Origin of the sequence: Sagittula stellata E-37, assembly GCF_039724765.1 — a bacterium.
Taxonomy (GTDB): domain Bacteria; phylum Pseudomonadota; class Alphaproteobacteria; order Rhodobacterales; family Rhodobacteraceae; genus Sagittula; species Sagittula stellata.
The window spans coordinates 2,075,283-2,099,829 of record NZ_CP155729.1 but is presented as its reverse complement, the minus strand read 5'-3'; the positions used below and the strand labels follow the sequence as shown (position 1 = coordinate 2,099,829).

Sequence of the window (24,547 nt, the reverse complement as noted above, 5' to 3'; positions counted from 1 at the left end):
GACCTGGACAAGCAAAAAGGCCGGCCCCTCGGGACCGGCCTTCTTCTTTGCCAGTGCGTTTATGCCAGCGCTGCCGACATGGTGATTTCGCAGTCCAGCAGTTTGGAGATCGGGCAGTTGGCCTTGGCCGTCTCCGCCGCCTTCATGAAATCCTCCTCGGATGCACCGGGCACCTTCGCCGCGACGGTCAGATGAGATTTCTTGACCGCAAACCCATCGCCTTCCTTGTCCATGTAGATTTTCGCCGTTGTCGAAATCTCGTCGGGGACGAGGTCGCTTTCGCCAAGAATCATCGAAAGAGCCATGGAAAAGCAGCTCGCGTGCGCGGCGCCGATCAGTTCTTCCGGATTGGTGCCGGGCTGGCCTTCGAACCGGGTGTTGAAGCCGTAGGGCTGATCCTTCAGCGCGGTGGATTCGGTGGACACGGTGCCCTTCCCGGACTTGAGGTCACCCATCCATTTTGCGGAACCGGCTTTCTCGATCATGTAAATCTCCTGTCTTCTGTCTGTCGGCGCGCGTTTCCAGCACGCCTCACGGCGCCTGATGGCGCTTCAAAGACCCAACGAGCCGAACGTCTTCCCGGTTCCTTAAACGGAACCTTTACCCCACGCGGCACATGATGCAGCGGTACGAGTTTTTTGATTGGCAGGGCAATGCAAGCGAGTGCGAGCTTTGGGATGAGTGAACGGCGGTCCTCTCGCATTGCGATCAACCTGCGGGTCATCGCCATACAGGACGGGCTGGAGATCCCGGGAACGGTGCGCAACCTCTCCGGCGGCGGGATACAGATGGACCTCGAAGCGATATCCTCCTCGGCCATCCGGAGCAGTCCGCTGGAGCTGGAGATCAGCGGCATCGGGAGGTTCCCCGCCCGGATCGTCTGGCGGGCCGCCAACAGCCTTGGCGCGGAATTCCGGATCAGCGACAGCATGCGCCAACTGGTGAAGCTTCGCATTGCCGCCCTTGTACGGGAACTGGCCAAGGACTCCCCTGGCACGAGCACAGAAACACCCACGCAAACCGAACTGCCGCAGTCGCAAGAAGTGTCGGATCCCGTTGACCCGCCGCCCATCGCCACCGCTGAAGAGCCCGCCTATCTGCGCCGCAGTCAACGGGTGAGTGTCAAAGTCGCTGCCCGCTGCTTGCAGGACGGTTACGTCATCCCTTGTGAGATACTCGACATCTCCGAAGGCGGCGCGCGATTGCGGTTCGACTCCCTGGGGATCGCAGGGATTCGCGACGCCCCCCTGAACTTGCAAATCCCCGGCTACGGTCAGTTTCTCGCCGAATTCCGCTGGCGCCATGGTTTCGCCGCCGGGGCAGAGTTCCAGCTGACCGACAGGCAAAAGGAACTTCTGTCGCGCCGGATCGGCAAGACCCTGCGCGATGGCGCCCTGCCCGCCTGACTCAGGACAGGCGGCTCACCACGACCGTAACCTCGGGCTTTTTGCCGATCTCGTTCTGACAGGTCTGGCGCACCACGCGGCGCAATCCCTCTTCCAGCTTGTCGTCGTCTGTCAGAATCTTGTCACCGGCACGGCCCACAAACTGCCCGAGATCGGCCTCCAGAATGTCCACCAGCGGCACGTGGCTGCGACCGGTCTCTGCCAGCCCCATGAGGTCGCACCACGGATCGCCCAGCGGTTCGTCACCTTCGTCGAGGATCATCGTCACAACCACGTGGCCGTTCAGCGCCATGCGGATACGGTCGCGGACAATTCCGTCCAGCGCGCCGATCTGCACTGTGCCGTCGAGGTAGGTGCGCCCGGTCTCGATGTATTCGGCCACCTTGGGCTCATTCCCGGTCAGGTCGATCATCATTCCGTTGACGGCAAGGACGCCTTGCCGCCGGCGTTCCGCCGCCAGCTTGACGTGCTCCCGCAGGTGCCGATGCTCGCCGTGCATGGGCACCACGATCTGCGGCTGCACGATGTCCTGCACCGTCTCAAGGTCCGGACGGTTGGCGTGGCCCGACACGTGGTAGTCGCCCATCGAGTCGTCGACCACGTCCACCCCCTTCTCCGACAACTGGTTCATGATACGGATCACGTCCCGCTCGTTGCCCGGAATGGTCTTGGAGGAGAACAAAAACAGGTCGCCCTCCTTCAGCTCGATCCCGTTGAACTTGCCGCGCGAAAGCTGGGCAGAGGCGGCGCGCCGCTCACCTTGCGACCCAGTGGCGAGGATCATCAGGTTTTCACGCGGCAACTGCGCCGCATCCTCCGGGCTGACCACGCTGGGAAACCGCGACAGCACGCCCGTTTCCACAGCGGCCTCGATCATGCGGCGCATCGCGCGGCCCATCAGGCAGATCGACCGCCCCGCCCGCTCGCCCGCTTCCGCCAGCGTCTTCACCCGTGCCACGTTGGAGGCGAATGTGGTCGCCACCACCATGCGCTTGGCCTCGCTCACCAGCTTCTCGACCGCCGGGCCGACGATGACTTCCGATCGGCCGGGATGGCGGTTGAACACGTTGGTGCTGTCGCAGACAAGAGCCTTCACCCCACCCTTCGACACCTCGGCCCAAAGGTCGGGATCCCACGGTTCTCCGACCAGCGGCTGGGTGTCCAGCTTGAAGTCGCCGGTGTGCAGCACGCGCCCCGCCGGACAGTCGATCACCAGCCCGCTGCTTTCGGGGATGGAGTGCGAAATCGGCAGGAACCCCACTGTGAACGGTCCGACCGTCACTGTCTCCGGCCAGGCCGAACACGTGCGCACCGACTTTCCCTCCACACCGTATTCCGCCAGCTTCTGGCGGGCGAGGTTGGCGGTGAAGGCCCGCGCGTAGATCGGCACCGACAGATCGCCGAAAGTATGCCCCACCGCGCCCACATGGTCTTCGTGTGCATGGGTGATGAACATCGCCTCGATCCGGTTCTTGTTCTCCTTCAGCCAGGTGATGTCCGGCAGGATCAGATCGACCCCAGGTGTGCCGTCCATGTCAGGGAAGGTCACGCCCATGTCGACGACGATCAGCCGCTCTTCACCCGGCTTGCCGTACCCGTAGACGTAACAGTTCATGCCGATTTCGCCGGCCCCCCCGAGGGGGAGATAGATCAAACGCGCGTCGCTCATGCCTTGGCCTCTTCAATTCGTTTGCCACGGCTACTCAGCATGAGCACGGGCCTTGTTATATGTGTAGATCACGGTAAGCCCGTGCATCGTCAGGAATTCGTCGTAGGCGTCAAATAGCGGCACCGATTGCTGGAACAAGGGCGCCAGCCCACCGGTCGCGACGATGCGCATCGGACGGTCGCGTTCGCCCTTGATGCGGTCGCAGATCTCCCGAACGAGCCCCACATACCCCCAGAACACGCCGGACTGCATGCACGCAACCGTATTCGTCCCGACCACCGATTGCGGGCGGGAAATATCCACATGTGGCAGCGCCGCCGCAGCCTGGTGCAGGGCCTCCAGGCTGAGGTTCACCCCCGGCGCGATCACCCCGCCGATGTAAGCGCCGTCGCTGGCAACGACGTCGAACGTCGTGGCCGTCCCGAAATCCACGATCACAAGATCGCCGCCGAACTTGTCGAAGCCCGCCACTGTGTTGACCAGGCGGTCCGGTCCGACCGCGGTGCCGGGATCCACGCGCACATCTATGGGCAGCAAGCACTCGGGACGTCCGACGACAATGGGGCGCGTCTTGAAATACCGGTCCGACAGCACCCGGAGGTTGAAGACCACCCGCGGCACCGTGGACGAGATGATCACATCGGTGATCTCGGCCTTGATGCCCTGGAACGCCATCAGCGTCGACAGCCAGACATAGTACTGGTCAGCCGTCCGCTGATGCTCGGTCGAGGTGCGCCATGTCGCGATGAACCCCTCGCCATCCCAGATCGAGAACACGGTGTTGGTGTTGCCGCAGTCGATGGCAAGCAGCATGAGGCGTGACCTTTCAGAAGAAGACGTCCGCGGCCGCGATGGCCGTCCGGCCCTGCGGCGTGTCTAGAACGATGTGCCCGCGGGCGTCCACCGTCTCGAAGATGCCGGTGACGCTGCGGGTTCCGGTGCGCGCGACGATCGTCTCACCCACCCGCGCCGCCCGCGCCAGCCAGGCCTCGCGGATCGGCGCGAAACCGTAGGTGACGAAGACATGTTCGCGAACCGCCCAGGCCTCTGCCAGCGCATCGAGCATACGCTCGGGTGTCACCCGGACCCCCGTCTCTGACAAGAGCGACACCGGAGGCACCGCCCCCTCCTCGACCTGCGCCGGACCGGGCGCTGCAATCAGATTGACACCGATCCCCACCGCAAGGCCGCCTCCCGGCAGCCCCTCCAGCAGGATGCCCGCCACCTTGCCGCCGTTCAGAAGCACGTCGTTCGGCCACTTCAGGGTCAACGCGGCCTCGGCACCGGTCAGCATTGCAAAAGCATCGTACAGCGCAAGCGACGCCACGAACGACCGCTGCGCCACCACGTCCTGCGTCTCCTTCGGGCGCATCGCCAGAGTGGCGGCAAAATTGCCCTCCGGGGCAACCCAGGCCCGCCCCCGCCGCCCGCGCGCTGCGGTCTGGCGCAGCGCACAGATCCATTCCGGTCCCGCAAGGTCCGGCATGATCCGCGCCGCCTCGGCGTTGGTGCTGTCGATCTCCGCCAGCACCCGCCGCCCGTAGCCCTCAGGCCAACCCATGCGCCCTGCCCTTCATCTTGGCCAAAATACCTTGGGGTCCGGGGGAAACCCCCGGCGTGCCGCAGGCACAAAACAGTGAAGCGCCCGCAAGGGGCGCGTCACCGCATGAAGACAGCCGGTCAAGATCAGTTGACCAGGGCGACCGCTGCCGCCTGCGCCGAGTCCTGCACATCCACCGTCAGACCCAACGGGTTGAACACCGCCAGAACGATGATCAGCGCCGACAGGGCCAGGAAACCCGACAGCACCGGAGACGAGGACCTGTCCAGCGCGTCCTCCCTGTCGTCGCCGAAATACATGTAGAACACGATCCGCAGGTAGTAATAGGCGCCAATGACCGAGGCGACCACACCCGCGACCGCCAGCCAGACCATGCCGGACTCGACCGCGGCCATCAGCACACCGTACTTGGCGAAGAAACCCAGAAGCGGCGGCACACCGGCCAGCGAGAACAGCAGCACCAGCATGGCAAGCGCGCGGCCCGGCTCCTTCTTGGAGTACATGCCAAGCGACTCGATGTCCGTCACCGGTTGGCCGTCACGCTCCATCGACAGGATGAACGCGAAGGTGCCGACGTTCATCGTCACGTAGATCGCCATGTAGATCAGCATGTTCTGCACACCGATCTCGGTTCCCGCTGCAAGGCCGATCAGGGCATACCCCATGTGGGCGATCGACGAATAGGCCATCAGCCGCTTGATGTCCTTCTGTCCGATGGCCGCGAACGACCCGAGGAACATCGACAGGACCGCCAAGAGCGCAATCACCTGACCCCAGTCTGCCGTCGCATTGCCGAAGGCGTCGAACATCACGCGGGCAAACAGACCCATCGCGGCGACCTTGGGTGCGGTGGCGAAGAAGGCCGTCACCGGGGTCGGAGACCCCTGGTACACATCCGGCGTCCACATGTGGAACGGCACGGCGGACACCTTGAAGGCCAGGCCCGAGATCATCAGCACGAGGCCAAGCAGCAGGCCGATGGAGACATGCCCCTCTTCCGCCGTCTGGATGATACCGGAGAAAAGCGTGGTGCCCGCGTAACCGTAGACCAGCGACGCGCCGTAGAGCAGCAGGCCGGAGGACAGCGCGCCGAGCACGAAGTACTTCAGGCCCGCTTCGGTCGATTTCACGCTGTCCCGCCGCAGCGACGCCACCACGTAAAGTGCCAGCGACTGCAATTCGAGCCCCATGTAAAGCGACATCAGGTCACCGGCCGAAACCATGACCATCATGCCGACCACGGCCAGCGATACCAGCAACGGATACTCGAACCGCAGGAGGCCGCGGCGTGCCATGTAGCCCTCGCTCATGACCAGTACGGCCGCGGCTGAGACGAGGATCAGGATCTTCGCGAAGCGCGAGAACCCGTCCGACTGGAACATGCCGTCGAATGCGCTCTGCGCGCCCTCACCTGTGGCCCCGAGCCAGAAGGCCATGACCACGAACAGCGCCGCAGTCACCCATGTGAGCGCCGGGGCGAGGTCGTCCTTCGCGGTGTAGACCGCACCGACCAGTGCCACCATCGCGTAGACCGACAGGATGATCTCCGGCAGGATGATGTTCAGATCTGCTGACATCTGTCGCCCCCTTAGTGTTCAGCTTCGGCCACTTGGGTGGTTTCGCCACCCCGGCCCGCGCTTTCCAGCGCCATGTCATAGTTCGAGACCAGAGCCTCCACCGACGGTCCGATCCGGTCGAGGATCGGCGCGGGGTAGACCCCCATCCAGATGGTCATGAAGACGAGCGGCGCAAAGATCGCCTTTTCCCGCGCGGTCATGTCCTTGATGGTCTTCAGGCTTTCCTTGATGAGGTCGCCCATCACCACCCGGCGGTACAGCCACAGGGCGTAGGCCGCCGACAGGATCACACCGGTCGCAGCACCGGCCGCCACCCATGTGTTGACCTGGAAGACACCCGCCAGCGTCAGGAATTCGCCGATGAACCCGGAGGTGCCCGGCAGGCCGACGTTGGCCATGGTGAACAGCATGAAGATCAGCGCATAGGCCGGCATCCGGTTCACGAGGCCGCCATAGGCGTCGATCTCGCGGGTGTGCATCCGGTCGTAGATTACACCGACGCAGAGGAAGAGCGCGCCGGAGATGAACCCGTGAGAGATCATCTGGAAGATTGCCCCGTCCACGCCCTGCTGGTTGGCCGCGAAGATCCCCATGGTCACATAGCCCATGTGCGCAACGGACGAATAGGCGATCAGCTTCTTCATGTCCTCCTGAACCAGCGCCACAAGCGAGGTGTAGATGATCGCCACCACCGACAGCGTGAAGACGAAGTTCGCCATCACGTCGGAGCCTACGGGGAACATCGGCAGCGAGAAGCGCAGGAAGCCGTAACCGCCCATCTTCAGCAGGATGGCCGCCAGCACAACCGACCCGGCGGTCGGCGCCTGGACGTGCGCTTCGGGCAGCCAGGTGTGCACCGGCCACATCGGCATCTTCACCGCGAAAGAGGCGAAGAAGGCGAGGAACAGCATGGTCTGCAGGCCGCCCACAACGGTGATGCCCAGTACCGAGAAGTCATCGGACGCGAACTGGTGGGTCAGCAGCGACACATCGCAGGCCCCGATGCAGGTTGTACCCGCGTCGGCGTACATTGCGACCATCGCCACCAGCATCAGGACGGAGCCGAGGAAGGTGTAGAGGAAGAACTTGAACGATGCGTAGATGCGCTCCTTGCCGCCCCAGATCCCGATGATCAGGAACATCGGGATGAGGCCCGCTTCGAAGAAGACGTAGAAGAGCACCAGATCCAGCGCCATGAACACGCCCAGCATCAGCGTTTCCAGCATCAGGAAGGCGATCATGTATTCGGTTACCCGGTGCGTCACGTTCCAGGACGCCCAGATCACAAGCGGCATCATGAAGGTGGTCAGCATGACGAACAGGACAGAAATCCCGTCCACGCCCATCCGGTAGCTGAGCCCCATCAGCCACTCGCCCTCTTCCACCATCTGGAAGCCGGTGTTCGAGGGGTCGAACTGGGCGAGGATGAACAGGGATATGATGAACGTCGCCGTCGTGGCAATCAGCGCCAGGTACTTGGCATTGCGCTGCGCCGCCGCATCGCTGCCGCGCAGGAAGACCGCAAGGATCAGGGCCGCCAGCGCAGGCAGGAAGGTGACGATGGAAAGAAGGTTGGCCATTACTGCGCCCCTCCGGAGATGGTCATCCACGTGATCAGGACAGCGATCCCGATCACCATGGCGAAGGCATAGGTGAAGATGTAACCGGACTGCGCCCGACCGGCGAGACGGGTGACCCAGGGCACGATGCCCATGGCCAGCCCATTGATCCCGCCCTTGATGATGGCCTCGTCACCACCCTTCCAAAGGATGCGTCCCAGCTTTTTCGCCGGCTGCACGAAGAGGAAGTCGTAGATCTCGTCGAAGTACCATTTGTTCAGCAGGAAGAGGTACAGCGGCCGCTGGTTCTCGGCCAGCTGCTTCGGCATCGCCGGATTGACGATGTAGAACCAGTAGGCGACCAGGAAGCCGATCAGCATCGCGATGAACGGGCTGACCCGCACCCACACCGGAGCGTGGTGGGCATCTTCCATGACAGTGTTGTCTGCGGCCATGAAGATGGCCCCCTGCGGCGCCATACCGGCGGAACCGTGGTCCCCTTCGGCAGCGGCGTGGGTGGCGTCGCCCTCGCCTTCCGTGGCGGCGGCGTCTTCGCCGTGTGCCTCGTCGGCCACTGCCTCGCCCGCGTGCTCCGCCTCGTTCACCGCATCTGCGGCGCCCTGAAGTTCGGCCACGTCCTCGGCATGTGCATCGTCACCATGCGCGACCTCTTCGTGGTGCGCCGGGATACCGAAGAAGGCGTTTACCCGCGCGTGGTCGCCGAAGAACGAACCGTACCACACCATCCCCGAGAAGATCGCGCCAAGCGCCAGCACGCCCAGCGGGATCAGCATGACCGTCGGGCTTTCGTGCGCGTGCTCATGCGTATGCTTGTTTCCGCGCGGCTTGCCGAAGAAGGTCATAAAGATCAGGCGCCAGGAATAGAAGGCCGTGAACAGCGCGGCGATGACCAGCATCCAGAAGGCGTAACCGCCAGCGGTTCCGGCCCATGCGCTCTCAATCACCGCATCCTTCGACAGGAACCCGGCAAAGCCGATGTGTGTCAGCGGGATACCGACGCCGGTGATGGCCAGCGTGCCGATCATCATCGCCCAGAACGTGTAGGGCAGCTTCTTACGCAGGCCACCGTAGTTCCGCATGTCCTGCTCGTGGTGCATCCCGTGGATCACGGAACCCGCCCCGAGGAAGAGCATCGCCTTGAAGAAGGCGTGGGTGAACAGGTGGAACATGGCGACGGAGTAGACGCCGACACCCGCCGCGACGAACATGTAGCCAAGCTGCGAACAGGTGGAATAGGCGATCACGCGTTTGATGTCGTTCTGCACCAGGCCCACGGTCGCCGCGAAGAAGGCGGTCGTGGCCCCGAGGAAGGTGACAAACGCCATCGCGTGGGGTGCGTATTCCATCAGCGGCGACATGCGGCAGACAAGGAAGACACCCGCGGTCACCATGGTCGCGGCGTGGATCAGTGCCGACACAGGCGTCGGGCCTTCCATTGCGTCCGGCAACCACGTGTGCAGGAAAAGCTGCGCCGATTTGCCCATCGCGCCGATGAACAGCAGGAAGGCACAGACCTCCGCCGCGTTCCACGAGCCCCAGAGGAAGGTGATCTGCGTTTCCGCCAGCGTCGGAGCAGCGGCGAAGATGTCGTCGAACCGAACGGAGTCGGTCAGGAAGAACAGCGCGAAGATCCCCAGCGCAAAGCCGAAGTCGCCGACCCGGTTGACCACGAAGGCCTTGATGGCGGCGGCGTTGGCCGAGGGCTTACGGTAGTAAAAGCCGATCAGCAGGTAGGATGCGACGCCAACGCCTTCCCAGCCGAAGAACATCTGCACCAGGTTGTCGGAGGTCACCAGCATGAGCATGGCGAAGGTGAAGAACGACAGGTACGCGAAGAAGCGCGGCTTGTAGCTTTCCTCGCCCTCGCGGAAGTTCTCGTCATGCGCCATGTAGCCGAAGGAATACAGGTGCACGAGCGACGACACCGTGGTGACGACGATCAGCATGATCGAGGTCAGGCGATCCAGCCGGATCGACCAGTCGGTCGACAGCGTGCCGCTTTCGATCCAGCGCAGGATCTGCACGTGCTCGGTCTCTGGCCCGTGGGTCAGGAAGGTGATCCACGAGAAGAAGCAGGCCAGGAACAGCAGGCCCGTGGTGATCCACTGGGACCCACGTATGCCGATGAATTTCCAGCCGAAGCCCGCGATGAGCGCGCCCGCGAGGGGCGCAAACAGGATGATGCTCTCCATGGGCTCAGCCTTTCATGACGTTGACGTCTTCCACGGCGATGGTGCCGCGGTTTCGGAAGAAACAGACGAGGATCGCAAGGCCGATGGCCGCTTCGGCGGCGGCGACGGTCAGCACGAACAACGTGAAGACCTGGCCGGCGAGATCGCCGAGGTGGGTCGAGAACGCCACGAGGTTGATGTTCACTGCCAGCAGCATCAGTTCGATGCTCATCAGCAGGATGATCACGTTCTTGCGGTTCAGGAAGAGCCCGAAGATGCCGATCACAAACAGCACTGCGGCCACTGTCAGGTAGTGTTCCAATCCGATCATACGTGTCCCTCCGGGTGGCTTGCCCGATTTGTCGTCTTGTCTGTGGCGCCCCGGGATCAGCCCGGGGGCTCTGGTCTGTCAGGTTCCAGGCGGGCCCGGAACCACGTCCCGGGCCTGACCCGGAACCTCGATCGTCTCGCCGCCCTCGGGCGGCAGCCCCGGCGGTGCGCCGGGCGGGGTCGGGACTGGCCCGGCCCCGGTCAGCCCAAAGGGCCGACCTTCCGTTTCATCAGCCGCAGCCGGACAAGCTTATCCTCGGCCCAGACCTGCATGCGCGCGGGCAGAAGCAGCACGAGCTTGCTCAGCACCCATGCCCCCGCGACGATCTTCAGCGCCCAGAAACCGGCGTAGAGCACCAGTCCCGCGGGCGAGAAGAGAAGATCCCAGAACGCGTTCACAGCCCCTGCCCCGGTCTGACGTCCCGCAACTCCATCGCCTTGGCGGGATCGCGGTACATCTGTGCCAGCACGTCCTGGCGCTTCACGTCCTGACGGTGGCGGAGCGTCAGCACGATGGCCCCGATCATCGCAACCAACAGGATCAGGCCCGACAGTTGGAACAGCAGGAAGTATTTGTCGTAAAGGATCATGCCAAGCGCAGCCGTGTTCTCAATCCCTTCGGGTGCCGGTGCCGAAAGCTGGCCTGCCGCCAGATCGGAGGCTTCCCAGACGCCGAAGGCCATGGCCAGCTGCATCAGGATCACGAGGCCGATCAGCAGCGCCAGCGGCATGTAGCGCGCCATCTCTGCTTTCAATTCGGCAAAGTCGACATCCAGCATCATCACCACGAAGAGGAATAGCACCGCTACGGCACCGACGTAGACGATGACCAGCAGCATGGCGACGAATTCCGCCCCCATCAGCACGAACAGGCCCGCCGAGGAGAGGAAGGCGAGGATCAGCCAAAGCACGGAGTGTACCGGGTTGCGGCTGACGACCGTGAACAGCCCCCCGGCGATCACGCCAAGCGCAAAGAGGTAGAAGGCAAAAGCCATCATGTCTCGTCATCCTTCTTGTCTGCCATGACAGCGCGCGCCAGTTCGAGCGCGCGGTTCATGGCGGGAATACCTGCGAACATCGACATATGCGTGATGGTGTCGACGATTTCTTCCTTGGTGGCGCCCGCCTCCATGGCGTGACGCACTGTCATGCGCAGCGGCGTCTCCGCCTGCGCGCCCTGCATCACCAGCCCCGAGAGCGTCAGCAAGAGCCGCGTCTTGGCGTCCAGCCCCTCTTTCGAGAACCCCTTGCCGAACCACATCTCCATCGCGTCCTTCGGCATCGTCGGCCACATGGCCTCGAACGCCTTCGGGTCGAAGTTCGACAGTGCCGGGTTCATGCTTGTCACCATGTCCTGCGCGAACTTCTGGCTCTGCTCCATCATCAGCTCGAACGGCGTCTTGGTGGTCATGCGCAGCTCCCCTGGCAGGATGTGACGGGACACCGCTGGACGCGGGTCCGGATATGGGCGGCGGGGCGTTTCATCGGTACGGCGCGTCCAACTCCAGGTTCCGGGCGATCTCCGCTTCCCAACGGTCGCCGTTTTCCAGCAGCTTGGCCTTGTCGTAGAACAGTTCTTCGCGGGTCTCCGTCGAGAACTCGAAGTTCGGCCCTTCGACGATGGCATCCACCGGGCAGGCTTCCTGACAGAAACCGCAGTAGATGCACTTCGTCATGTCGATGTCGTATCGGGTCGTCCGGCGCGAGCCATCGTCGCGCGGTTCCGCGTCGATGGTGATCGCCTGCGCCGGGCAGATTGCCTCGCACAGCTTGCAGGCGATGCAGCGTTCCTCACCGTTGGGATACCGGCGCAGGGCGTGCTCGCCGCGGAAACGCGGGCTCAGCGGGCCCTTCTCGTGCGGGTAGTTGACGGTGGCCTTGGGTGCGAAGAAGTACTTCATCCCCAGCTGGAACCCCTTCATGAAGTCCGCGAGCAGAAAGTACTTCGCGGCCCGTCCGTAGTCGATGGCTGCCATGTCTACGCGCTCTCCTCTTTGACGGCTTCGCGGGCTGCTTCCAGCCGCTCGGCCTGCTCGGCATCCATCACGGGATCGCCGAATTCATCGTATTCCCCGACCCGCTCGTCCCGATCGCCGGCGGTGGCCGAAACTTCTTCCGCAACGGCCGCTGCGACGGCGGCGGGCGCGGGCTTTGACTTCACCTCCGCGTCGTCGATGGCCTGCATGTCAGCGGCCCAACGGAAGACGGCGGCGGCGATTTCGTTGGCCTGCGGCAGGAGGTTTCCCTCCGCATCGCTATCCGGCAGGCCACAATCGCGGACGACAAAATCGCCGAGGGCGATCATGTCGATGTACTTGGCGTCGAGGATGGCTTTCTTCAGGTCGGTCATCGGGCTTCTCCCACGTGGACACAGGCGCGCGTCATGCGCGCCCCTGCCGCGAGCCTACCATCGGCGCGCGACACCACGCCCCGAACCCGCGGGAGCATTTCCGAAACAATCTGTTTCGACGCGTTCCGCACCATCAGCCTCCGACTGCCCAGCGGGTGTAGAAGCCCCAGAACCACTCGAACTTCGCCGCGAAGGCCACGAACACGACCCATGCCAGCGACATCGGCAGGAAGACCTTCCAACCAAGGCGCATCAGCTGGTCGTAGCGGTAACGCGGTGTGATCGCCTTCACCAGCGAGAAGATGAAGAAGACGAACAGCATCTTGATGCACATCCAGAAGATGCCATCCGGCAGGAACTCGACCGGGGACAGCCAGCCGCCGAGGAACAGCAGCGAAACCAGCGCACACATCAGCACAACCGCGGTCAGTTCGCCGATCATGAACAGCAGGAACGGCGTGGAGGAGTATTCCACCTGATAGCCCGCCACCAGTTCGGATTCAGCTTCCGGCAGGTCGAACGGCGGGCGGTTGGTTTCCGCCAGTGCCGAGATGAAGAACAGGAACATCATCGGGAAATGCGGGATCCAGTACCACGACAGGATGCCCATGCCGTCCTGCGCCTCGACGATGCTGCCGAAGTTCAGCGAACCCGAAGAGATCACGACGCCGATGATGATTAGACCGATCGACACCTCGTAGGAAATCATCTGCGCCGCCGACCGCAGCGAGCCCAGGAACGGGTACTTCGAGTTTGACGCCCACCCCCCCATGATCACGCCATACACCTCAAGCGAGGAGACGGCGAAGACATAAAGGATGGCGACGTTGATGTCGGACACGACCCAGCCATCGCCGAAGGGAATCACCGCCCAGGCGATGAAGGCCATCACGAGGCTGACCATCGGCGCGAGGAAGAACACAAAGCGGTCGGCGCCCGCGGGCACGACCACCTCTTTCACGATGTACTTCAGGAAGTCTGCGAAGGACTGCAGCAGGCCGAAGATGCCCACGACGTTCGGCCCACGGCGCATCTGCACGGCGGCCCAGATCTTGCGGTCGCCCCACATCAGGAACGCGAGGCTCACCAGAAGCGGCACCAGAAGCGCGAGGATCGTGAAGACGATCCAGATCGCGATACCCCAGGGATTGTCGGAGAAGAATTCAGCCATCAGGTCCTCACACCATCGGTATTCCGTTCTCGGCGCAGGCCAGCGCTGTGACCTCGGCGTCGATCGTTCGTGATCCGCGGGGCAGTGCCGGCGAGATGGTGTAAACCGCATCCCCGCGCCAGAGGCCACCCTCTTCGTCTACATTCGTGCGCAAATGCCGCGCGAACCCGTATCCCCGGATCAACGCGTATTGCGCGGCGGCACATTCGGCGTAGGCCTCCACGTCGATCTGGTTGCGTGCCCCACGCATGGTAACGTGGAAGTTCACCAGATCACCATCCAGAAGACGCGTCTCCACCCCTTCATACGCCGGAGTGTACGGCCCCTTTGCCGCCGCCGGAGTGTCGCATCCGGAAGTGGCAGCGCAGGCGAGCGAGGCTATCACCCAGCCCACCCTCACTTATTCCGCCGCCATCGGCGCCTGTGCGCGCATTTTCGAGTTCTTGGACAGTTCCGCCATGACCTCCGACGCGCGGGCAATCGGGTTGGTCAGCCAGTGGTCCTTCACCGGGTAGCGGAAATCCGCATCGCCCATGTCGGCGGCGTCCAGCGGCGCCCACTCGTTTTCCGGCACCTCGTCGATCCGGGCGAGGTGCGGCACATCCGCAACCAGCGCCTGGCGCAATTGCGCGATGGAATTCCAAGGCTGAGTCGCGCCGATCTCGGCTGACAGCGCACGCAGAATCGCCCAGTTCTCCTTGGCATCGCCCGGTGCGAAACCCGCGCGCAGCGCAAGTTGCGGGCGGCCTTCGGTGTTCACGAACAGGCCCTGCTCTTCGGTGTAGGCGGCAGCGGGCAGAATCACGTCGGCGCGGTGCGCACCCCGGTCGCCGTGCGACCCCTGGTAGATCACGAAGGCACCTTCGCCGATCTCCACCTCGTCCGCGCCAAGGTTGTAGATCACGTCCGCCTCGCTGACCGCATCCATGCCGCGCTCGTTGGTGGCGTCCACGTCCATCGCACCCACGCGGCCCGCAGCCGTGTGCAGCACCATGAACTTCGACGATCCGGCGGCAGCGGTCTGCATGGCGGTGCCCAGAACGGCGGCGCCATCGGCCTCGTTCAGCGCGCCCTGGCCGATGATCATGACACCGGCAACGCCCTCCTTGTCGGAGTGGTCCATCTTCGACAGCTTGGCCAGAGCCTCACGACCGGTGCCGAGTTCTATCACGGGGAATGTCAAGTCGACGGGTGTGCCGATCCGCGCGACTTTGGCACCGGCGGCCCATGCCTTGCGGATTCGGGCATTCAGCACCGGCGCTTCCTCGCGCGGGTTGGTGCCGATCAGCAGGATCATCTCCGCACTGTCGATGTCCTCGATGGAGGCCGTGCCGACATAGCCCGAACGGTTGCCGGCGGGCAGCTTGGCGCCATCGGTGCGGCACTCGACGACACCGCCCTGCCCTTCGACAAGCTGTTTCAGGCTGTAGGCCGCTTCGACCGGGGCCAGATCGCCGACGATCCCTGCCAGCTTGGAGGCACCCTTGATCGCCTCGGACGCCTTGGCCAGCGCCTCTCCCCAGGTTGCGGGCTTCAGCTTGCCGTCCGTGCGCACATAGGGCCGGTCCAGCCGCTGGCGGCGCAGGCCGTCCCAGACAAAGCGCGTCTTGTCGGAAATCCATTCCTCGTTCACGCCGTCGTGGTTACGCGGCAGGATGCGCATCACTTCGCGGCCCTTGGTATCCACGCGGATGCTGGAACCGAGCGCATCCATCACGTCGATGGTCTCCGTCTTGGTCAACTCCCACGGGCGGGCGGTAAAGGCATAGGGCTTCGACACCAGCGCGCCAACCGGGCACAGGTCGATGATGTTGCCCTGCATGTTCGAATCGAGGGTCGAGTTCAGGTACGAGGTGATCTCCGCATCCTCGCCCCGGCCCGTCTGGCCCATCTGCGTGATCCCCGCCACCTCGGTGGTGAAGCGCACGCAGCGGGTGCAGGAAATGCAGCGCGTCATATGCGTTTCGACCAGCGGCCCAAGGTCCAGATCGGTCGACGCGCGCTTCGGCTCGCGGAAGCGCGAGAAATCGACGCCATAGGCCATTGCCTGGTCCTGAAGATCGCATTCGCCGCCCTGATCGCAGATCGGACAGTCGAGCGGGTGGTTGATGAGCAGGAACTCCATCACCCCCTCGCGGGCCTTCTTCACCATGGGCGAGTTGGTCTTGATCTCCGGCGGCTCGCCGTTGCGGCCCGGGCGCATGTCGCGGACCTGCATCGCGCAGGACGCGGCGGGCTTCGGCGGACCGCCCACGACCTCGACAAGACACATCCGGCAGTTCCCGGCAATCGACAGACGCTCGTGGTAACAGAAGCGCGGCACCTCGATGCCGGCCTCCTCACAGGCCTGGATCAGGGTCATTGCCCCGTCGACCTCGATTTCCTGACCGTCGATGATGAGCTTTCGCAAGTCGGACATGCCGGTGCCTCTCCAGATTGCAGATGGCAGCGCCCTGCCCACCGGACTGGCCGACGGACCGGGCGCGACTTGCGACGGGTTCTACCGCGACATGTCCGGCTGCGCCAGATGCAGCGGCGCAGAAATCCCGGAAAAATCGACGCGGCAAAGCAACTTGATTGCAGGAGAGCGGCCCGATGACCGGGATTTCAGCGCCTGTGAAGGTGACCGTTCAAGTCAGGAATTTACCTCAGCGCAACAGCGACCCGATGTAGGTGCCCCCTGCCATCTGCGCCTTCCCGAAGCTGCAAAGCGACGCCTTGTCGTTGGCTTTCACGCCCTGGCTGGCCAGCCACGACTCGGCCTTGGACCTCATGCGCGCTTTCTCCGACTTCGACGTGGCGTATTCGTCGATCTCCGAGGACGAATAGCCAAGCGATTTCGCCTTCGACTTCAAGCCGTTGAGCTCCGCGATTCCGCGCAGGAAACGGGCATCGATTCCCTTGCAAGACTTACGAATCTCGTCCGCGATGGCGATCATCATCAACTGGTCGTCGATTTCACGAACCTCGCGCAGAGGCGGCTTGGCAACCGCTGCCGACGCCAGGAGGGCAAGGATCAGGACGGATGGAATCAGGCGCATGAATGGGTCCTCGGTTACACGGCGATCTCGACACAAGAGGCTTGGAACCGCTTGGATATGCAATAACGCGGGCGGATTCCGCCCGCGATCGGCAAGACACGGCGCGCTAACTGCGCCCGCCCTGCGGTCAGCCGCCTAGATGTCCTTGCAGCGCCCGGTCAGTGTCAGCGAGTCGCCGGTGATCGAAAGCTGGTCCTTCGGCGTTTCCGGGCCGATCTCCCAGTCGATGTCCGAGGTGCCGTACAGGTTGATGCAGTGTTTCACCGCCTGATACTCAGCCGCCTGGATCGCGCCGTCGATGCTCTTTCGCGGATCGCGGACCGACGCCACGAAGTATTGACGATCTTCGCCGGACGCCTTGGCGCTGCCACGGAAGGTCTGGCCGTCGAAGGTCTGGACCTGCCGGCGTTGGCTGGCGCCACATCCGGCAAGCACCGCCATCGCGGCGATCAGCAGCAGGATCGTGCCCCCGCGCAGCAGCGCACCCGAAGCAACCGAAGGTGCGCGCAGGGCCTCTGTCTTGGTGGCGGCGCGGTCCATCCCCGCCTGTCGTGGAGCCAAGTGGTTCAAATTGCTCATTCTCCGGCCTCTTGTTCTTTCCGAAGCACCTTATCCGGCCTTCGCGTCGCAGCGCTTGTCACGCCACATGCGCGCTTCGGTCAGGTGGGACCAGCCGAAGGCGGCGTCACTGTCGCCTTCCCGCCGAAGGAGGTCAAGCTTCGCCAGCCCCTCTTCCAGCGTCGGGCGATGTCCTGCCGGCACCCACCACATGACGAAGTGCATGTCGCCCAAGACGTCGAACCACTCCTGCCGCCGTTCGTAGAACTGACGGTGGATCGTGCCCCAGACGAAGCGTTCGAGGCTGGCCACGTCTTCCCAGACCGTCATGTTGGCAACAAACTGCGGATCGTCGCCGATGTTGTTCTCGGTGTTGCCCGTCCCCGGTTCACCCGAGCCTTCCATCATCCAGACGAAACCCGGCATGCGCTTGCCCAGACCGTTGATCCGGTCGAGCGCGTCCATGAACTCTGCCACGCGAGGATCGTCCGTAGGCGCCACAAGCCGGCCGATGTTCAGTTCCGCGAGATGCATCTGCATTGATGTTTGCCCCCATGTCATTCGCCTTGCGGCGTTCGGCGACACTATAAGGACCCGCGCGCCGGAATGGCCAACGCATTTTCGGCGGGCTTTATTCGATCCGGACAGCATGGCCGGGCAGCATGGACTGCTTTCCCCGCAGAAGGCCGTTGGCCGTTTGGGAACCGCCCCGCCCGCTCGGGGGTTTTGTTTGTAAAGGAGGAGCTGACATGACCGATACACCCAAGACCCGCCCGCTGCCGGAAAAGGATGCCGACGAGAAGGCAAAGACCCGGAAGTTCACCGAACACGACGACGTGGGCCGGGAAAAGAACGCCGAGACCTCTGACGACATGTCCAAGGGAATGCCCGCAGAGGATCGTGAGACGCTGAAGGAAGAAACCGGGACCAAGTGATCCCGGCCCCTCCCAGAAACACAAAAGGGCGCCCTGCGGCGCCCTTTCCGATTCGATGGCAAAAGCTGTTTATTCTGCCGCGACCGCGCTCACCCGGCCGGATTTCTGCGCCTTGATCCGATCCTCGATCTCGTCGCGGAAGTTGCGGATCAGGCCCTGAATCGGCCAGGCCGCGGCGTCGCCAAGGGCGCAGATCGTGTGGCCCTCGACCTGTTTGGTCACGTCCCACAGCATGTCGATCTCTTCTTCATCGGCCTCGCCACGCACAAGGCGGTCCATGACGCGCATCATCCAGCCCGTGCCTTCGCGGCAGGGTGTGCACTGGCCGCAGGACTCGTGCTTGTAGAACTTCGCCAGCCGCCAGATCGCCTTGATGATGTCGGTGTCCTTGTCCATCACGATGACCGCCGCGGTGCCGAGGCCGGAACCCAGCTCCCCCCGCAGGTAATCGAAGTCCATGATGGCGTCCTTCATCTTCTCGCCACGCACGCACGGCACGGAAGAGCCGCCGGGGATCACCGCCTTGAGGTTGTCCCAGCCGCCACGGATGCCGCCGCAGTGCTTTTCGATCAGCTCCTCGAAGGAAATCGACATCGCCTCTTCGACGACGCAGGGCTTGTTGACGTGGCCCGAGACGGCGAACAGCTTCGTGCCTGCGTTGTTCTCGCGTCCGAAGGACGAGAACCACGACGCGCCGCGACGCAGGATCGTCGGCACGACGGCGATGGATTCGACGTTGTTCACGGTGGTCGGGCAACCGTACAGACCCGCGCCGGCAGGGAACGGCGGTTTCATGCGGGGCATGCCCTTCTTGCCTTCGAGGCTTTCCAGCAGCGCGGTTTCTTCGCCACAGATGTAGGCGCCGGCGCCGTGGTGCAGGAAGATCTCGAAATCCCAGCCCGATCCGGCCGCGTTCGGCCCGACCAGTCCGGCATCGTAGGCCTCGTCGATGGCACGCTGCAGCGCCTCACGCTCACGGATGTACTCACCGCGAATGTAGATGTAGCAGGCGTGCGCCTGCATCGCGAAGGACGCGAACAGGCAGCCCTCGATCAGCGTGTGCGGATCGTGGCGCATGATCTCGCGGTCCTTGCAGGTCCCCGGCTCCGATTCGTCGGCGTTCACAACCAGGTAGGCCGGACGACCGTCGCTTTCCTTCGGCATGAAGGACCATTTCAGACCGGTTGGGAAGCCAGCGCCGCCGCGCCCACGCAGCCCGCTGTCCTTCATTTCCTGGATGATCCAGTCGCGCCCCTTCTCGATCAGCCCCGCCGTGCCGTCCCAGTGACCGCGCTTTTTCGCGCCGTCCAACGTCCGGTCATGCATGCCGTAAAGATTGGTGAAGATCCGGTCCTGATCATGAAGCATCGCTTATCCTTCGTGTTCCTGGCGCGCCCGCCAGAGCCCGTATATCATCCAGAACGCCCAGATAAACCCGGCAAGTGCCACAAGGTCGAACAGGGCACGGAGGCGCTGGCTCCAGTCCAGCGCCCCGCCGATGGCGGTGATGGCAATCCAGAACACACCGGTCCCGGCAATCACGAGCGCGATCTTGCGCCCCTGCCGGTTAAGGTCGTCCTTCTTAGCCATCGCCCGCCGTCAATTCACTTCGTGAGGTCGGCGGCCTGCGCCACCCAGCCGTTCTTCGCGGCGCGGCCACGCACGCCGGCGATGTTTGCATCGACCCACGCGACGTTGTCCTCTGTCCATTCCGCGATCTGGCTGAAATGGTAGATACCCGCCTCGTTGAGGGTCACCGCCAGCTTCGGACCGACGCCCATAAGGGTGGTCAGATCGTCCGCCTCGCCCTCGGGCGCGGACAGGAAGGCCGGGGCCACACCGACGATTTCTTCCGCCATGTCGTCTGCCGCTTCGACAGTCTCGGCGGTGGTTTCCGCCGCATCGGCTGCCACGTCTTCGACGCTCTCGGTCGTCGTGTCGACCGTGGCCTCCATTGTTTCGACGGTGGTCTCGGCAACCTCTTCCGCAGCCTCGGCGGAGGCCTCAACAACCTGATCGGCGGCCTTGGCCGTGGTCTCGACAACCTCTTCGGTCACCGCGGCGGCCTTTTCGACCGCTTCAGCGGCAGCCTTGGCCGACGGGGCTTTCTTCGCAACGCCACCCGGCGCGCAGATGCTGCCGAAGCCCGCCTTCATCGAAGGCATGGGCATGCCCTGCCAGGGCAGCATCGCCAGCTTCATCATGTTCTGGCTGGTCTCGACCATCAGCCGGGTCTGCATCGCCATCATCTTGACGACAGGAGAATAGTCCGGGGTGAAAGTCTTCTTGGGAGTCATTTTCATGGTCACGTCCTCGCTCGAGTTCGCGGGGCGCAGGTCTTTCCGCGCCGCCAGTCAAAGCGCCGTTCCTCCCCAACAGTGCCGGGTTCACGCCTGACACATCATGGGTCCATGTGCAAGCCGCCCCGGAGTCGCAGGGCGCGTATCCGCGCCCCGCCCGGCGTCGGTCACTCGTAGACGCCACCCTTTTGGACACGAGTCGAGAACTCCGTCTCGCCGCCCTCAGCAAGCAACCTGGCCTGCGAGACCCAGTTGTCGCGGCTCACGCGCCCCTTGAATCCGACAAGGTTGGCATCCGCCCAGGCGACCTCATCCTCCGTCCAGGCCGCGATCTGGTGAAAATGGTAGACGCCGATCGAATGGCAGACCTGTTCTAGCTTCGGTCCGATGCCCTTGATCTGCTTCAGATCATCCGGCGTGCCGCCCTCAGGCCCGTCAAGCAATGCAGGCTTTGAACCCTCGCCCGCCGTGTCAGCCTTGTCCGCTTCAGCCGCGGCCTCCTTGGCGTCGCCCGCGTCAGGAGCGCTCTGGACCTTGGCGCCGTCGACACTGCCCGCAGCGCCATCCGCGCTGCCGGAGAGGGTCGCGTCTTCCGGTTCCGCTTCGGATTTCCGATAGGTCCACGACCCCTTGCGGCTGGCGAGATCGGCCTCACCGGCCAGCGGCGTGCTGGGCTTCACACGCGATCCGGACTCATCGGCGCTGTCTTCGGCATCCGCCTCCGCGCTCTCGGGCGCAGGCTGGGCACTGGGCGCAGGCTCCGGTTCCTCAGGCGCGTCAGATGTGGCCGCCTCCGCAACCGGCGCCGTTTCCGCAACAGGCTGCGGGTCCGGCTCGGGTTCGGTATCTTCCGCAGGTTTCTCGGCAGTGGAGGCCGAGGCCGCGCTTGCCGCAGCCGCACCGGCCGAGGCCGCCGCAGCGGTGGACGGCGCCTGAGCTTTGGAAGCCGAAGTGTCCGCGCTGTCGCCGCCGGACGGCTCCGCCGTCACACCGGTTTCACCAGCTTTCGGCAGAGGGGCACAGAACAGCCACTGGAACAGCAATCCCAGCAACACGAACGCGACGATCCCGAGAAACAGGGCCGTGCCGAACCCGTTGCTTCCGACGAGCAGCAGAAACGCCAAAACCCCCAGCGCCGCCGCTATTCCCCAGCTCATCATGGTGCAGTTGCCATTCGTTCTCATTCGGCCGTTCTCCCATCTACGTTTCCACCAGCAAGGTGTTTACCAAGCATTCTAAACACTTTTGCCCCCTTCGTCAGTGGAGACAATCTCAGATGCGCCGTATGGGACAAAAGAATACCCCCCGTCAGCGGGGAACCCGGAGGCCCGGACCGGAGAATCGCTATAGCCGCAAAGCGAAACGGCGGCCCCGTGTAAGGGACCGCCGTTCCAACCGTGTCTGTGACATGCAATCAGGCGCCGCGGGTGCCCGCCTGATCGGTCCAGGGCGCCGCGAGCGGCACCTCCGTCCCGTCGATGCGCTTCACCGTGTCGCCGATGTCCTCCGCCAGTTGCGCGCTGGCGTTCATCTTGATCGATGCGTTGGTGTATTCGGTCAGAGTGGTCGCCCCGCCCAGCGGTTCCGACGCGAACCGGCCATTCTGCGGCCCCGGCTGCGGCACCTCACCCTTGTCCAGCGCGTCCAGCAGGGCACCCAGTTTCTCTGCGGTGAGATCCTCGTAGTAGTCCTTGCCGATCTGCGCCATGGGCGCGTTTGTGCAGGCGCCGAGGCACTCGACCTCTTCCCAAGAGAACCTGCCGTCTTCCGACAGCGTGTGCGGTTTCGCCGAGATCTTGTCCCGGCAGACGGCCATCAGATCCTCTGCCCCGCAGATCATGCAGGACGTCGTACCGCAAATCTGGATATGCGCGACCGAACCGGTCGGCTGAAGCTGGAACATGAAGTAGAAGGTCGCCACTTCGAGCCCGCGAATGTAGGCCATGCCCAACATCTCGGACACGTACTCGATGGCGGGACGGGTGAGCCAGCCCTCCTGCTCCTGCGCCCGCCAGAGCAGCGGAATGATGGCCGAAGCCTGACGCCCGGCGGGATACTTCGTGATCTGCTCTTTCGCCCAGGCGAGGTTCGCTTCGGTAAACTCGAAGCTGTCCGGTTGTTCGGGATGCAGCCGTCGCAGCATGTCTCAACTCCTTCTGGCGCGCCTGCGCCGTATCACGTTCCAGCCGGCTCCGCTCAGCCTGCCTGCGCCACCTGCGCTTCGGGCTGCGGCGCACATGCGCCCACGACAGAGCGCACGCCGCCGTTTTCCAGCGACACGGCTTCCTGCTTCTGGATCTTGTATTGCGCGATCTCGATCAGCATCGGGCGCGGAATGCCGGTCTGCAGTTCCACCGGCAGGTAATCGCTTTCAGAGACCAGGTCGCAGCCGATAGAAGCCACGGCCGCGTCCCACTGTGCCAGCATCTCCGGCGTGGTATCCTTGGGCGCCATGCCCAGTTCCACGCACCCGGCGAGCGCCAGAATCGGGACACACAGAAACAGTTTCTTCATTTTCATTTCCCTCGTCCGGCCTCTTCGCGCGGCCTGTCTGTTCTTGCCCGTGACCTGCCGTCCGTTCACCGCAGCGGATCGCCAGACAAGCCGCACCTCAGCGGTCGACCTCGCCGAAAACGATATCCATCGTGCCGATGATCGCCGCCACGTCGGCCAATTGGTGGCCGCTTGCAACGTGGTCCATCGCCTGCAGGTGCAGGTAGCCCGGCGCGCGCAGCTTTGCCCGGTATGGCTTGTTGGTGCCATCCGCCACGAGATATACGCCGAATTCGCCCTTGGGTGCCTCCACCGCGGCATAAACTTCGCCCGCGGGAACATGGAACCCTTCGGTGTAAAGCTTGAAATGGTGGATGAGCGCCTCCATCGAGGTCTTCATCTCGTCGCGCTTCGGCGGCGTGACCTTGCCCCGGGCAAGGACATCGCCCTGACCGTCCGGCGCACGCAGCTTTTCGACCGCCTGCAGGATGATCTTCGTCGATTCGCGCATCTCCGCCATCCGGCACAGGTAACGGTCGTAGCAATCGCCGTTCTTGCCCACCGGGATCTTGAAGTCGAACTCGTCGTAGCACTCGTAGGGCTGGGCACGGCGCAAATCCCACGCGAGGCCGGAGCCGCGCACCATGACACCGGAGAAACCCCAGTCGAGGATCTCCTGCTCGGTCACGACACCGATGTCGGCGTTGCGTTGCTTGAAGATGCGGTTCTCGGTCAGCAGGCCGTCGATATCGTCCAGCTTGGCCGGAAACTCCTTTGCCCACTGCTCGATATCGTCGATCAGTTTCGGCGGCAGGTCCTGGTGCACCCCGCCCGGCCGGAAGTAGGCCGAGTGCAGGCGCGCACCGCAAGCCCGCTCGTAGAAGATCATCAGCTTCTCGCGCTCCTCGAAGCCCCAGAGCGGCGGCGTCAGCGCCCCCACGTCCATGGCTTGCGTGGTCACGTTCAGCAGGTGGTTCAGCACCCGGCCGATTTCCGAATAGAGCACCCGGATCAGCGACGCGCGGCGCGGAACCTCAACGCCGGTCAGACGCTCGATCGCGAGACACCAGGCGTGTTCCTGGTTCATCGGCGCAACATAGTCGAGGCGGTCGAAATACGGCAGGTTCTGAAGGTAGGTCCGGCTCTCCATCAGCTTCTCGGTCCCGCGGTGCAGCAGGCCGATGTGCGGGTCGCAGCGTTCCACGATCTCGCCATCGAGTTCCAGCACGAGGCGCAACACGCCGTGCGCCGCCGGGTGCTGCGGACCGAAGTTGATGTTGAAGTTGCGGATTTTCTGTTCACCCGTCAGGGCGTCTTCGAAACCTTTGGAGCCGTCCATCATCGACCGTCCCTTTCCTCGGGGCGTTTTTCACGTACCCCGTCCATTGTCACCGCGCGCAAGGAA

General features: G+C 63.7%; 27 protein-coding genes and 1 pseudogene. 2 read left to right on the top strand and 26 right to left on the bottom strand.

All coding sequences use genetic code 11. The annotated features are described in order from the left end of the window. Nucleotides 1-59 precede the first annotated feature (59 nt). A complete protein-coding gene (locus ABFK29_RS10000) occupies nt 60-485 on the bottom strand; it encodes an OsmC family protein (RefSeq protein WP_005857526.1) in 426 nt (141 codons plus the stop codon). Nucleotides 486-653: 168 nt separating this feature from the next. On the opposite strand from ABFK29_RS10000, the gene ABFK29_RS09995 reads away from it, so the two are divergent. Further along, on the top strand, nt 654-1,406 hold the full coding sequence (locus tag ABFK29_RS09995; protein WP_083803429.1) for a PilZ domain-containing protein: 753 nt from the start codon (nt 654-656) through the stop codon (nt 1,404-1,406). A gap of 1 nt (nt 1,407) precedes the next feature. Here the strand turns inward: ABFK29_RS09995 and ABFK29_RS09990 are convergent, their stop codons facing one another. The 18 genes from ABFK29_RS09990 to ABFK29_RS09905 form a co-directional block, all read right to left on the bottom strand. Next, complete coding sequence (locus ABFK29_RS09990) at nt 1,408-3,075, bottom strand: ribonuclease J (protein WP_005857522.1); 1,668 nt, start codon at nt 3,073-3,075, stop codon at nt 1,408-1,410. Nucleotides 3,076-3,105: 30 nt separating this feature from the next. Further along, nucleotides 3,106-3,888 carry a type III pantothenate kinase gene (locus ABFK29_RS09985; RefSeq protein ID WP_005857520.1) on the bottom strand — a complete coding sequence of 261 codons (783 nt, stop codon included), beginning with the start codon at nt 3,886-3,888 and terminating at the stop codon, nt 3,106-3,108. Nucleotides 3,889-3,901: 13 nt separating this feature from the next. Further along, a complete protein-coding gene (locus ABFK29_RS09980) occupies nt 3,902-4,636 on the bottom strand; it encodes a biotin--[acetyl-CoA-carboxylase] ligase (RefSeq protein ID WP_005857519.1) in 735 nt (244 codons plus the stop codon). A 125-nt stretch (nt 4,637-4,761) separates the two neighbouring features. Continuing rightward, nucleotides 4,762-6,213: an NADH-quinone oxidoreductase subunit NuoN gene (gene nuoN / locus ABFK29_RS09975; protein WP_005857517.1), complete on the bottom strand. Its 1,452-nt coding sequence runs from the start codon at nt 6,211-6,213 to the stop codon at nt 4,762-4,764. Between the two features lie 11 nt (nt 6,214-6,224). Continuing rightward, nucleotides 6,225-7,793, bottom strand: coding sequence for an NADH-quinone oxidoreductase subunit M (locus ABFK29_RS09970; protein ID WP_005857514.1), 1,569 nt, complete (start codon nt 7,791-7,793; stop codon nt 6,225-6,227). After that, nucleotides 7,793-9,985, bottom strand: a complete 2,193-nt coding sequence (nuoL, locus tag ABFK29_RS09965) for an NADH-quinone oxidoreductase subunit L (RefSeq protein ID WP_005857512.1) — start codon at nt 9,983-9,985, stop codon at nt 7,793-7,795. Before nuoL ends, ABFK29_RS09970 begins: the two co-directional genes overlap by 1 nt. A gap of 4 nt (nt 9,986-9,989) precedes the next feature. Then, nucleotides 9,990-10,295: an NADH-quinone oxidoreductase subunit NuoK gene (gene nuoK, locus ABFK29_RS09960; RefSeq protein ID WP_005857510.1), complete on the bottom strand. Its 306-nt coding sequence runs from the start codon at nt 10,293-10,295 to the stop codon at nt 9,990-9,992. 200 nt (nt 10,296-10,495) lie between these two features. Then, on the bottom strand, nt 10,496-10,693 hold the full coding sequence (locus tag ABFK29_RS09955) for a hypothetical protein (protein ID WP_005857508.1): 198 nt from the start codon (nt 10,691-10,693) through the stop codon (nt 10,496-10,498). Further along, nucleotides 10,690-11,292, bottom strand: a complete 603-nt coding sequence (locus ABFK29_RS09950) for an NADH-quinone oxidoreductase subunit J (protein ID WP_005857506.1) — start codon at nt 11,290-11,292, stop codon at nt 10,690-10,692. Before ABFK29_RS09950 ends, ABFK29_RS09955 begins: the two co-directional genes overlap by 4 nt. After that, nucleotides 11,289-11,705, bottom strand: a complete 417-nt coding sequence (locus ABFK29_RS09945) for a carboxymuconolactone decarboxylase family protein (RefSeq protein ID WP_005857505.1) — start codon at nt 11,703-11,705, stop codon at nt 11,289-11,291. Before ABFK29_RS09945 ends, ABFK29_RS09950 begins: the two co-directional genes overlap by 4 nt. Before the next feature lie 70 nt (nt 11,706-11,775). Beyond that, complete coding sequence (gene nuoI, locus ABFK29_RS09940) at nt 11,776-12,270, bottom strand: NADH-quinone oxidoreductase subunit NuoI (protein WP_005857502.1); 495 nt, start codon at nt 12,268-12,270, stop codon at nt 11,776-11,778. Nucleotides 12,271-12,272: 2 nt separating this feature from the next. Further along, nucleotides 12,273-12,644, bottom strand: coding sequence for a hypothetical protein (locus ABFK29_RS09935; protein ID WP_005857501.1), 372 nt, complete (start codon nt 12,642-12,644; stop codon nt 12,273-12,275). 133 nt (nt 12,645-12,777) lie between these two features. Continuing rightward, a complete protein-coding gene (gene nuoH, locus ABFK29_RS09930) occupies nt 12,778-13,815 on the bottom strand; it encodes an NADH-quinone oxidoreductase subunit NuoH (RefSeq protein ID WP_005857499.1) in 1,038 nt (345 codons plus the stop codon). A gap of 7 nt (nt 13,816-13,822) precedes the next feature. Next, nucleotides 13,823-14,209, bottom strand: coding sequence for a hypothetical protein (locus tag ABFK29_RS09925; protein ID WP_050772385.1), 387 nt, complete (start codon nt 14,207-14,209; stop codon nt 13,823-13,825). Between the two features lie 6 nt (nt 14,210-14,215). Further along, entirely contained in the window at nt 14,216-16,234 is a 2,019-nt protein-coding gene (gene nuoG, locus ABFK29_RS09920) for an NADH-quinone oxidoreductase subunit NuoG (protein ID WP_005857495.1), read from the bottom strand. Between the two features lie 229 nt (nt 16,235-16,463). Beyond that, the gene (locus tag ABFK29_RS09915; RefSeq protein ID WP_005857493.1) at nt 16,464-16,856 is read right to left on the bottom strand and encodes a DUF5333 domain-containing protein; all 393 of its coding nucleotides are present in this window, start codon (nt 16,854-16,856) and stop codon (nt 16,464-16,466) included. A gap of 135 nt (nt 16,857-16,991) precedes the next feature. Further along, a complete protein-coding gene (locus tag ABFK29_RS09910) occupies nt 16,992-17,435 on the bottom strand; it encodes a hypothetical protein (protein WP_157136433.1) in 444 nt (147 codons plus the stop codon). 30 nt (nt 17,436-17,465) lie between these two features. Further along, entirely contained in the window at nt 17,466-17,954 is a 489-nt protein-coding gene (locus tag ABFK29_RS09905; protein WP_005857487.1) for a DUF3291 domain-containing protein, read from the bottom strand. 209 nt (nt 17,955-18,163) lie between these two features. Here ABFK29_RS09905 and ABFK29_RS09900 point away from each other — a divergent pair, with 209 nt between their 5' ends. Beyond that, nucleotides 18,164-18,349, top strand: coding sequence for a hypothetical protein (locus tag ABFK29_RS09900; protein ID WP_005857486.1), 186 nt, complete (start codon nt 18,164-18,166; stop codon nt 18,347-18,349). Between the two features lie 69 nt (nt 18,350-18,418). Here ABFK29_RS09900 and nuoF read toward each other — a convergent pair whose 3' ends face one another. The 7 genes and pseudogenes from nuoF to ABFK29_RS09865 form a co-directional block, all read right to left on the bottom strand. Next, on the bottom strand, nt 18,419-19,717 hold the full coding sequence (gene nuoF, locus ABFK29_RS09895) for an NADH-quinone oxidoreductase subunit NuoF (RefSeq protein WP_005857483.1): 1,299 nt from the start codon (nt 19,715-19,717) through the stop codon (nt 18,419-18,421). A 3-nt stretch (nt 19,718-19,720) separates the two neighbouring features. Next, the gene (locus ABFK29_RS09890) at nt 19,721-19,939 is read right to left on the bottom strand and encodes a DUF5337 domain-containing protein (RefSeq protein WP_005857481.1); all 219 of its coding nucleotides are present in this window, start codon (nt 19,937-19,939) and stop codon (nt 19,721-19,723) included. A 14-nt stretch (nt 19,940-19,953) separates the two neighbouring features. Further along, complete coding sequence (locus tag ABFK29_RS09885) at nt 19,954-20,652, bottom strand: hypothetical protein (RefSeq protein ID WP_050772384.1); 699 nt, start codon at nt 20,650-20,652, stop codon at nt 19,954-19,956. A 164-nt stretch (nt 20,653-20,816) separates the two neighbouring features. Beyond that, the gene (locus tag ABFK29_RS09880; protein WP_005857476.1) at nt 20,817-21,833 is read right to left on the bottom strand and encodes a hypothetical protein; all 1,017 of its coding nucleotides are present in this window, start codon (nt 21,831-21,833) and stop codon (nt 20,817-20,819) included. A 245-nt stretch (nt 21,834-22,078) separates the two neighbouring features. Beyond that, nucleotides 22,079-22,792, bottom strand: a pseudogene (gene nuoE / locus ABFK29_RS09875) (NADH-quinone oxidoreductase subunit NuoE); the annotation flags it as partial. 53 nt (nt 22,793-22,845) lie between these two features. Continuing rightward, nucleotides 22,846-23,163: a hypothetical protein gene (locus ABFK29_RS09870; protein WP_232281536.1), complete on the bottom strand. Its 318-nt coding sequence runs from the start codon at nt 23,161-23,163 to the stop codon at nt 22,846-22,848. A 97-nt stretch (nt 23,164-23,260) separates the two neighbouring features. After that, on the bottom strand, nt 23,261-24,484 hold the full coding sequence (locus ABFK29_RS09865) for an NADH-quinone oxidoreductase subunit D (protein WP_005857470.1): 1,224 nt from the start codon (nt 24,482-24,484) through the stop codon (nt 23,261-23,263). Nucleotides 24,485-24,547: the final 63 nt, after the last annotated feature.

Excerpts from the sequence above, each read along its gene's own strand:
- ABFK29_RS10000 (WP_005857526.1), bottom strand. The coding sequence starts at position 485 with ATGATCGAGAAAGCCGGTTCCGCAAAATGGATGGGTGACCTCAAGTCC.
- ABFK29_RS09995 (WP_083803429.1), top strand. The coding sequence starts at position 654 with ATGCAAGCGAGTGCGAGCTTTGGGATGAGTGAACGGCGGTCCTCTCGC.
- ABFK29_RS09990 (WP_005857522.1), bottom strand. The coding sequence starts at position 3,075 with ATGAGCGACGCGCGTTTGATCTATCTCCCCCTCGGGGGGGCCGGCGAA.
- ABFK29_RS09985 (WP_005857520.1), bottom strand. The coding sequence starts at position 3,888 with ATGCTGCTTGCCATCGACTGCGGCAACACCAACACCGTGTTCTCGATC.
- ABFK29_RS09980 (WP_005857519.1), bottom strand. The coding sequence starts at position 4,636 with ATGGGTTGGCCTGAGGGCTACGGGCGGCGGGTGCTGGCGGAGATCGAC.
- nuoN (WP_005857517.1), bottom strand. The coding sequence starts at position 6,213 with ATGTCAGCAGATCTGAACATCATCCTGCCGGAGATCATCCTGTCGGTC.
- ABFK29_RS09970 (WP_005857514.1), bottom strand. The coding sequence starts at position 7,793 with ATGGCCAACCTTCTTTCCATCGTCACCTTCCTGCCTGCGCTGGCGGCC.
- nuoL (WP_005857512.1), bottom strand. The coding sequence starts at position 9,985 with ATGGAGAGCATCATCCTGTTTGCGCCCCTCGCGGGCGCGCTCATCGCG.
- nuoK (WP_005857510.1), bottom strand. The coding sequence starts at position 10,295 with ATGATCGGATTGGAACACTACCTGACAGTGGCCGCAGTGCTGTTTGTG.
- ABFK29_RS09950 (WP_005857506.1), bottom strand. The coding sequence starts at position 11,292 with ATGATGGCTTTTGCCTTCTACCTCTTTGCGCTTGGCGTGATCGCCGGG.
- ABFK29_RS09945 (WP_005857505.1), bottom strand. The coding sequence starts at position 11,705 with ATGACCACCAAGACGCCGTTCGAGCTGATGATGGAGCAGAGCCAGAAG.
- nuoI (WP_005857502.1), bottom strand. The coding sequence starts at position 12,270 with ATGGCAGCCATCGACTACGGACGGGCCGCGAAGTACTTTCTGCTCGCG.
- ABFK29_RS09935 (WP_005857501.1), bottom strand. The coding sequence starts at position 12,644 with ATGACCGACCTGAAGAAAGCCATCCTCGACGCCAAGTACATCGACATG.
- nuoH (WP_005857499.1), bottom strand. The coding sequence starts at position 13,815 with ATGGCTGAATTCTTCTCCGACAATCCCTGGGGTATCGCGATCTGGATC.
- nuoG (WP_005857495.1), bottom strand. The coding sequence starts at position 16,234 with ATGTCCGACTTGCGAAAGCTCATCATCGACGGTCAGGAAATCGAGGTC.
- ABFK29_RS09915 (WP_005857493.1), bottom strand. The coding sequence starts at position 16,856 with ATGCGCCTGATTCCATCCGTCCTGATCCTTGCCCTCCTGGCGTCGGCA.
- ABFK29_RS09910 (WP_157136433.1), bottom strand. The coding sequence starts at position 17,435 with ATGAGCAATTTGAACCACTTGGCTCCACGACAGGCGGGGATGGACCGC.
- ABFK29_RS09905 (WP_005857487.1), bottom strand. The coding sequence starts at position 17,954 with ATGCAGATGCATCTCGCGGAACTGAACATCGGCCGGCTTGTGGCGCCT.
- ABFK29_RS09900 (WP_005857486.1), top strand. The coding sequence starts at position 18,164 with ATGACCGATACACCCAAGACCCGCCCGCTGCCGGAAAAGGATGCCGAC.
- nuoF (WP_005857483.1), bottom strand. The coding sequence starts at position 19,717 with ATGCTTCATGATCAGGACCGGATCTTCACCAATCTTTACGGCATGCAT.
- ABFK29_RS09890 (WP_005857481.1), bottom strand. The coding sequence starts at position 19,939 with ATGGCTAAGAAGGACGACCTTAACCGGCAGGGGCGCAAGATCGCGCTC.
- ABFK29_RS09885 (WP_050772384.1), bottom strand. The coding sequence starts at position 20,652 with ATGAAAATGACTCCCAAGAAGACTTTCACCCCGGACTATTCTCCTGTC.
- ABFK29_RS09880 (WP_005857476.1), bottom strand. The coding sequence starts at position 21,833 with ATGAGAACGAATGGCAACTGCACCATGATGAGCTGGGGAATAGCGGCG.
- ABFK29_RS09870 (WP_232281536.1), bottom strand. The coding sequence starts at position 23,163 with ATGAAGAAACTGTTTCTGTGTGTCCCGATTCTGGCGCTCGCCGGGTGC.
- ABFK29_RS09865 (WP_005857470.1), bottom strand. The coding sequence starts at position 24,484 with ATGATGGACGGCTCCAAAGGTTTCGAAGACGCCCTGACGGGTGAACAG.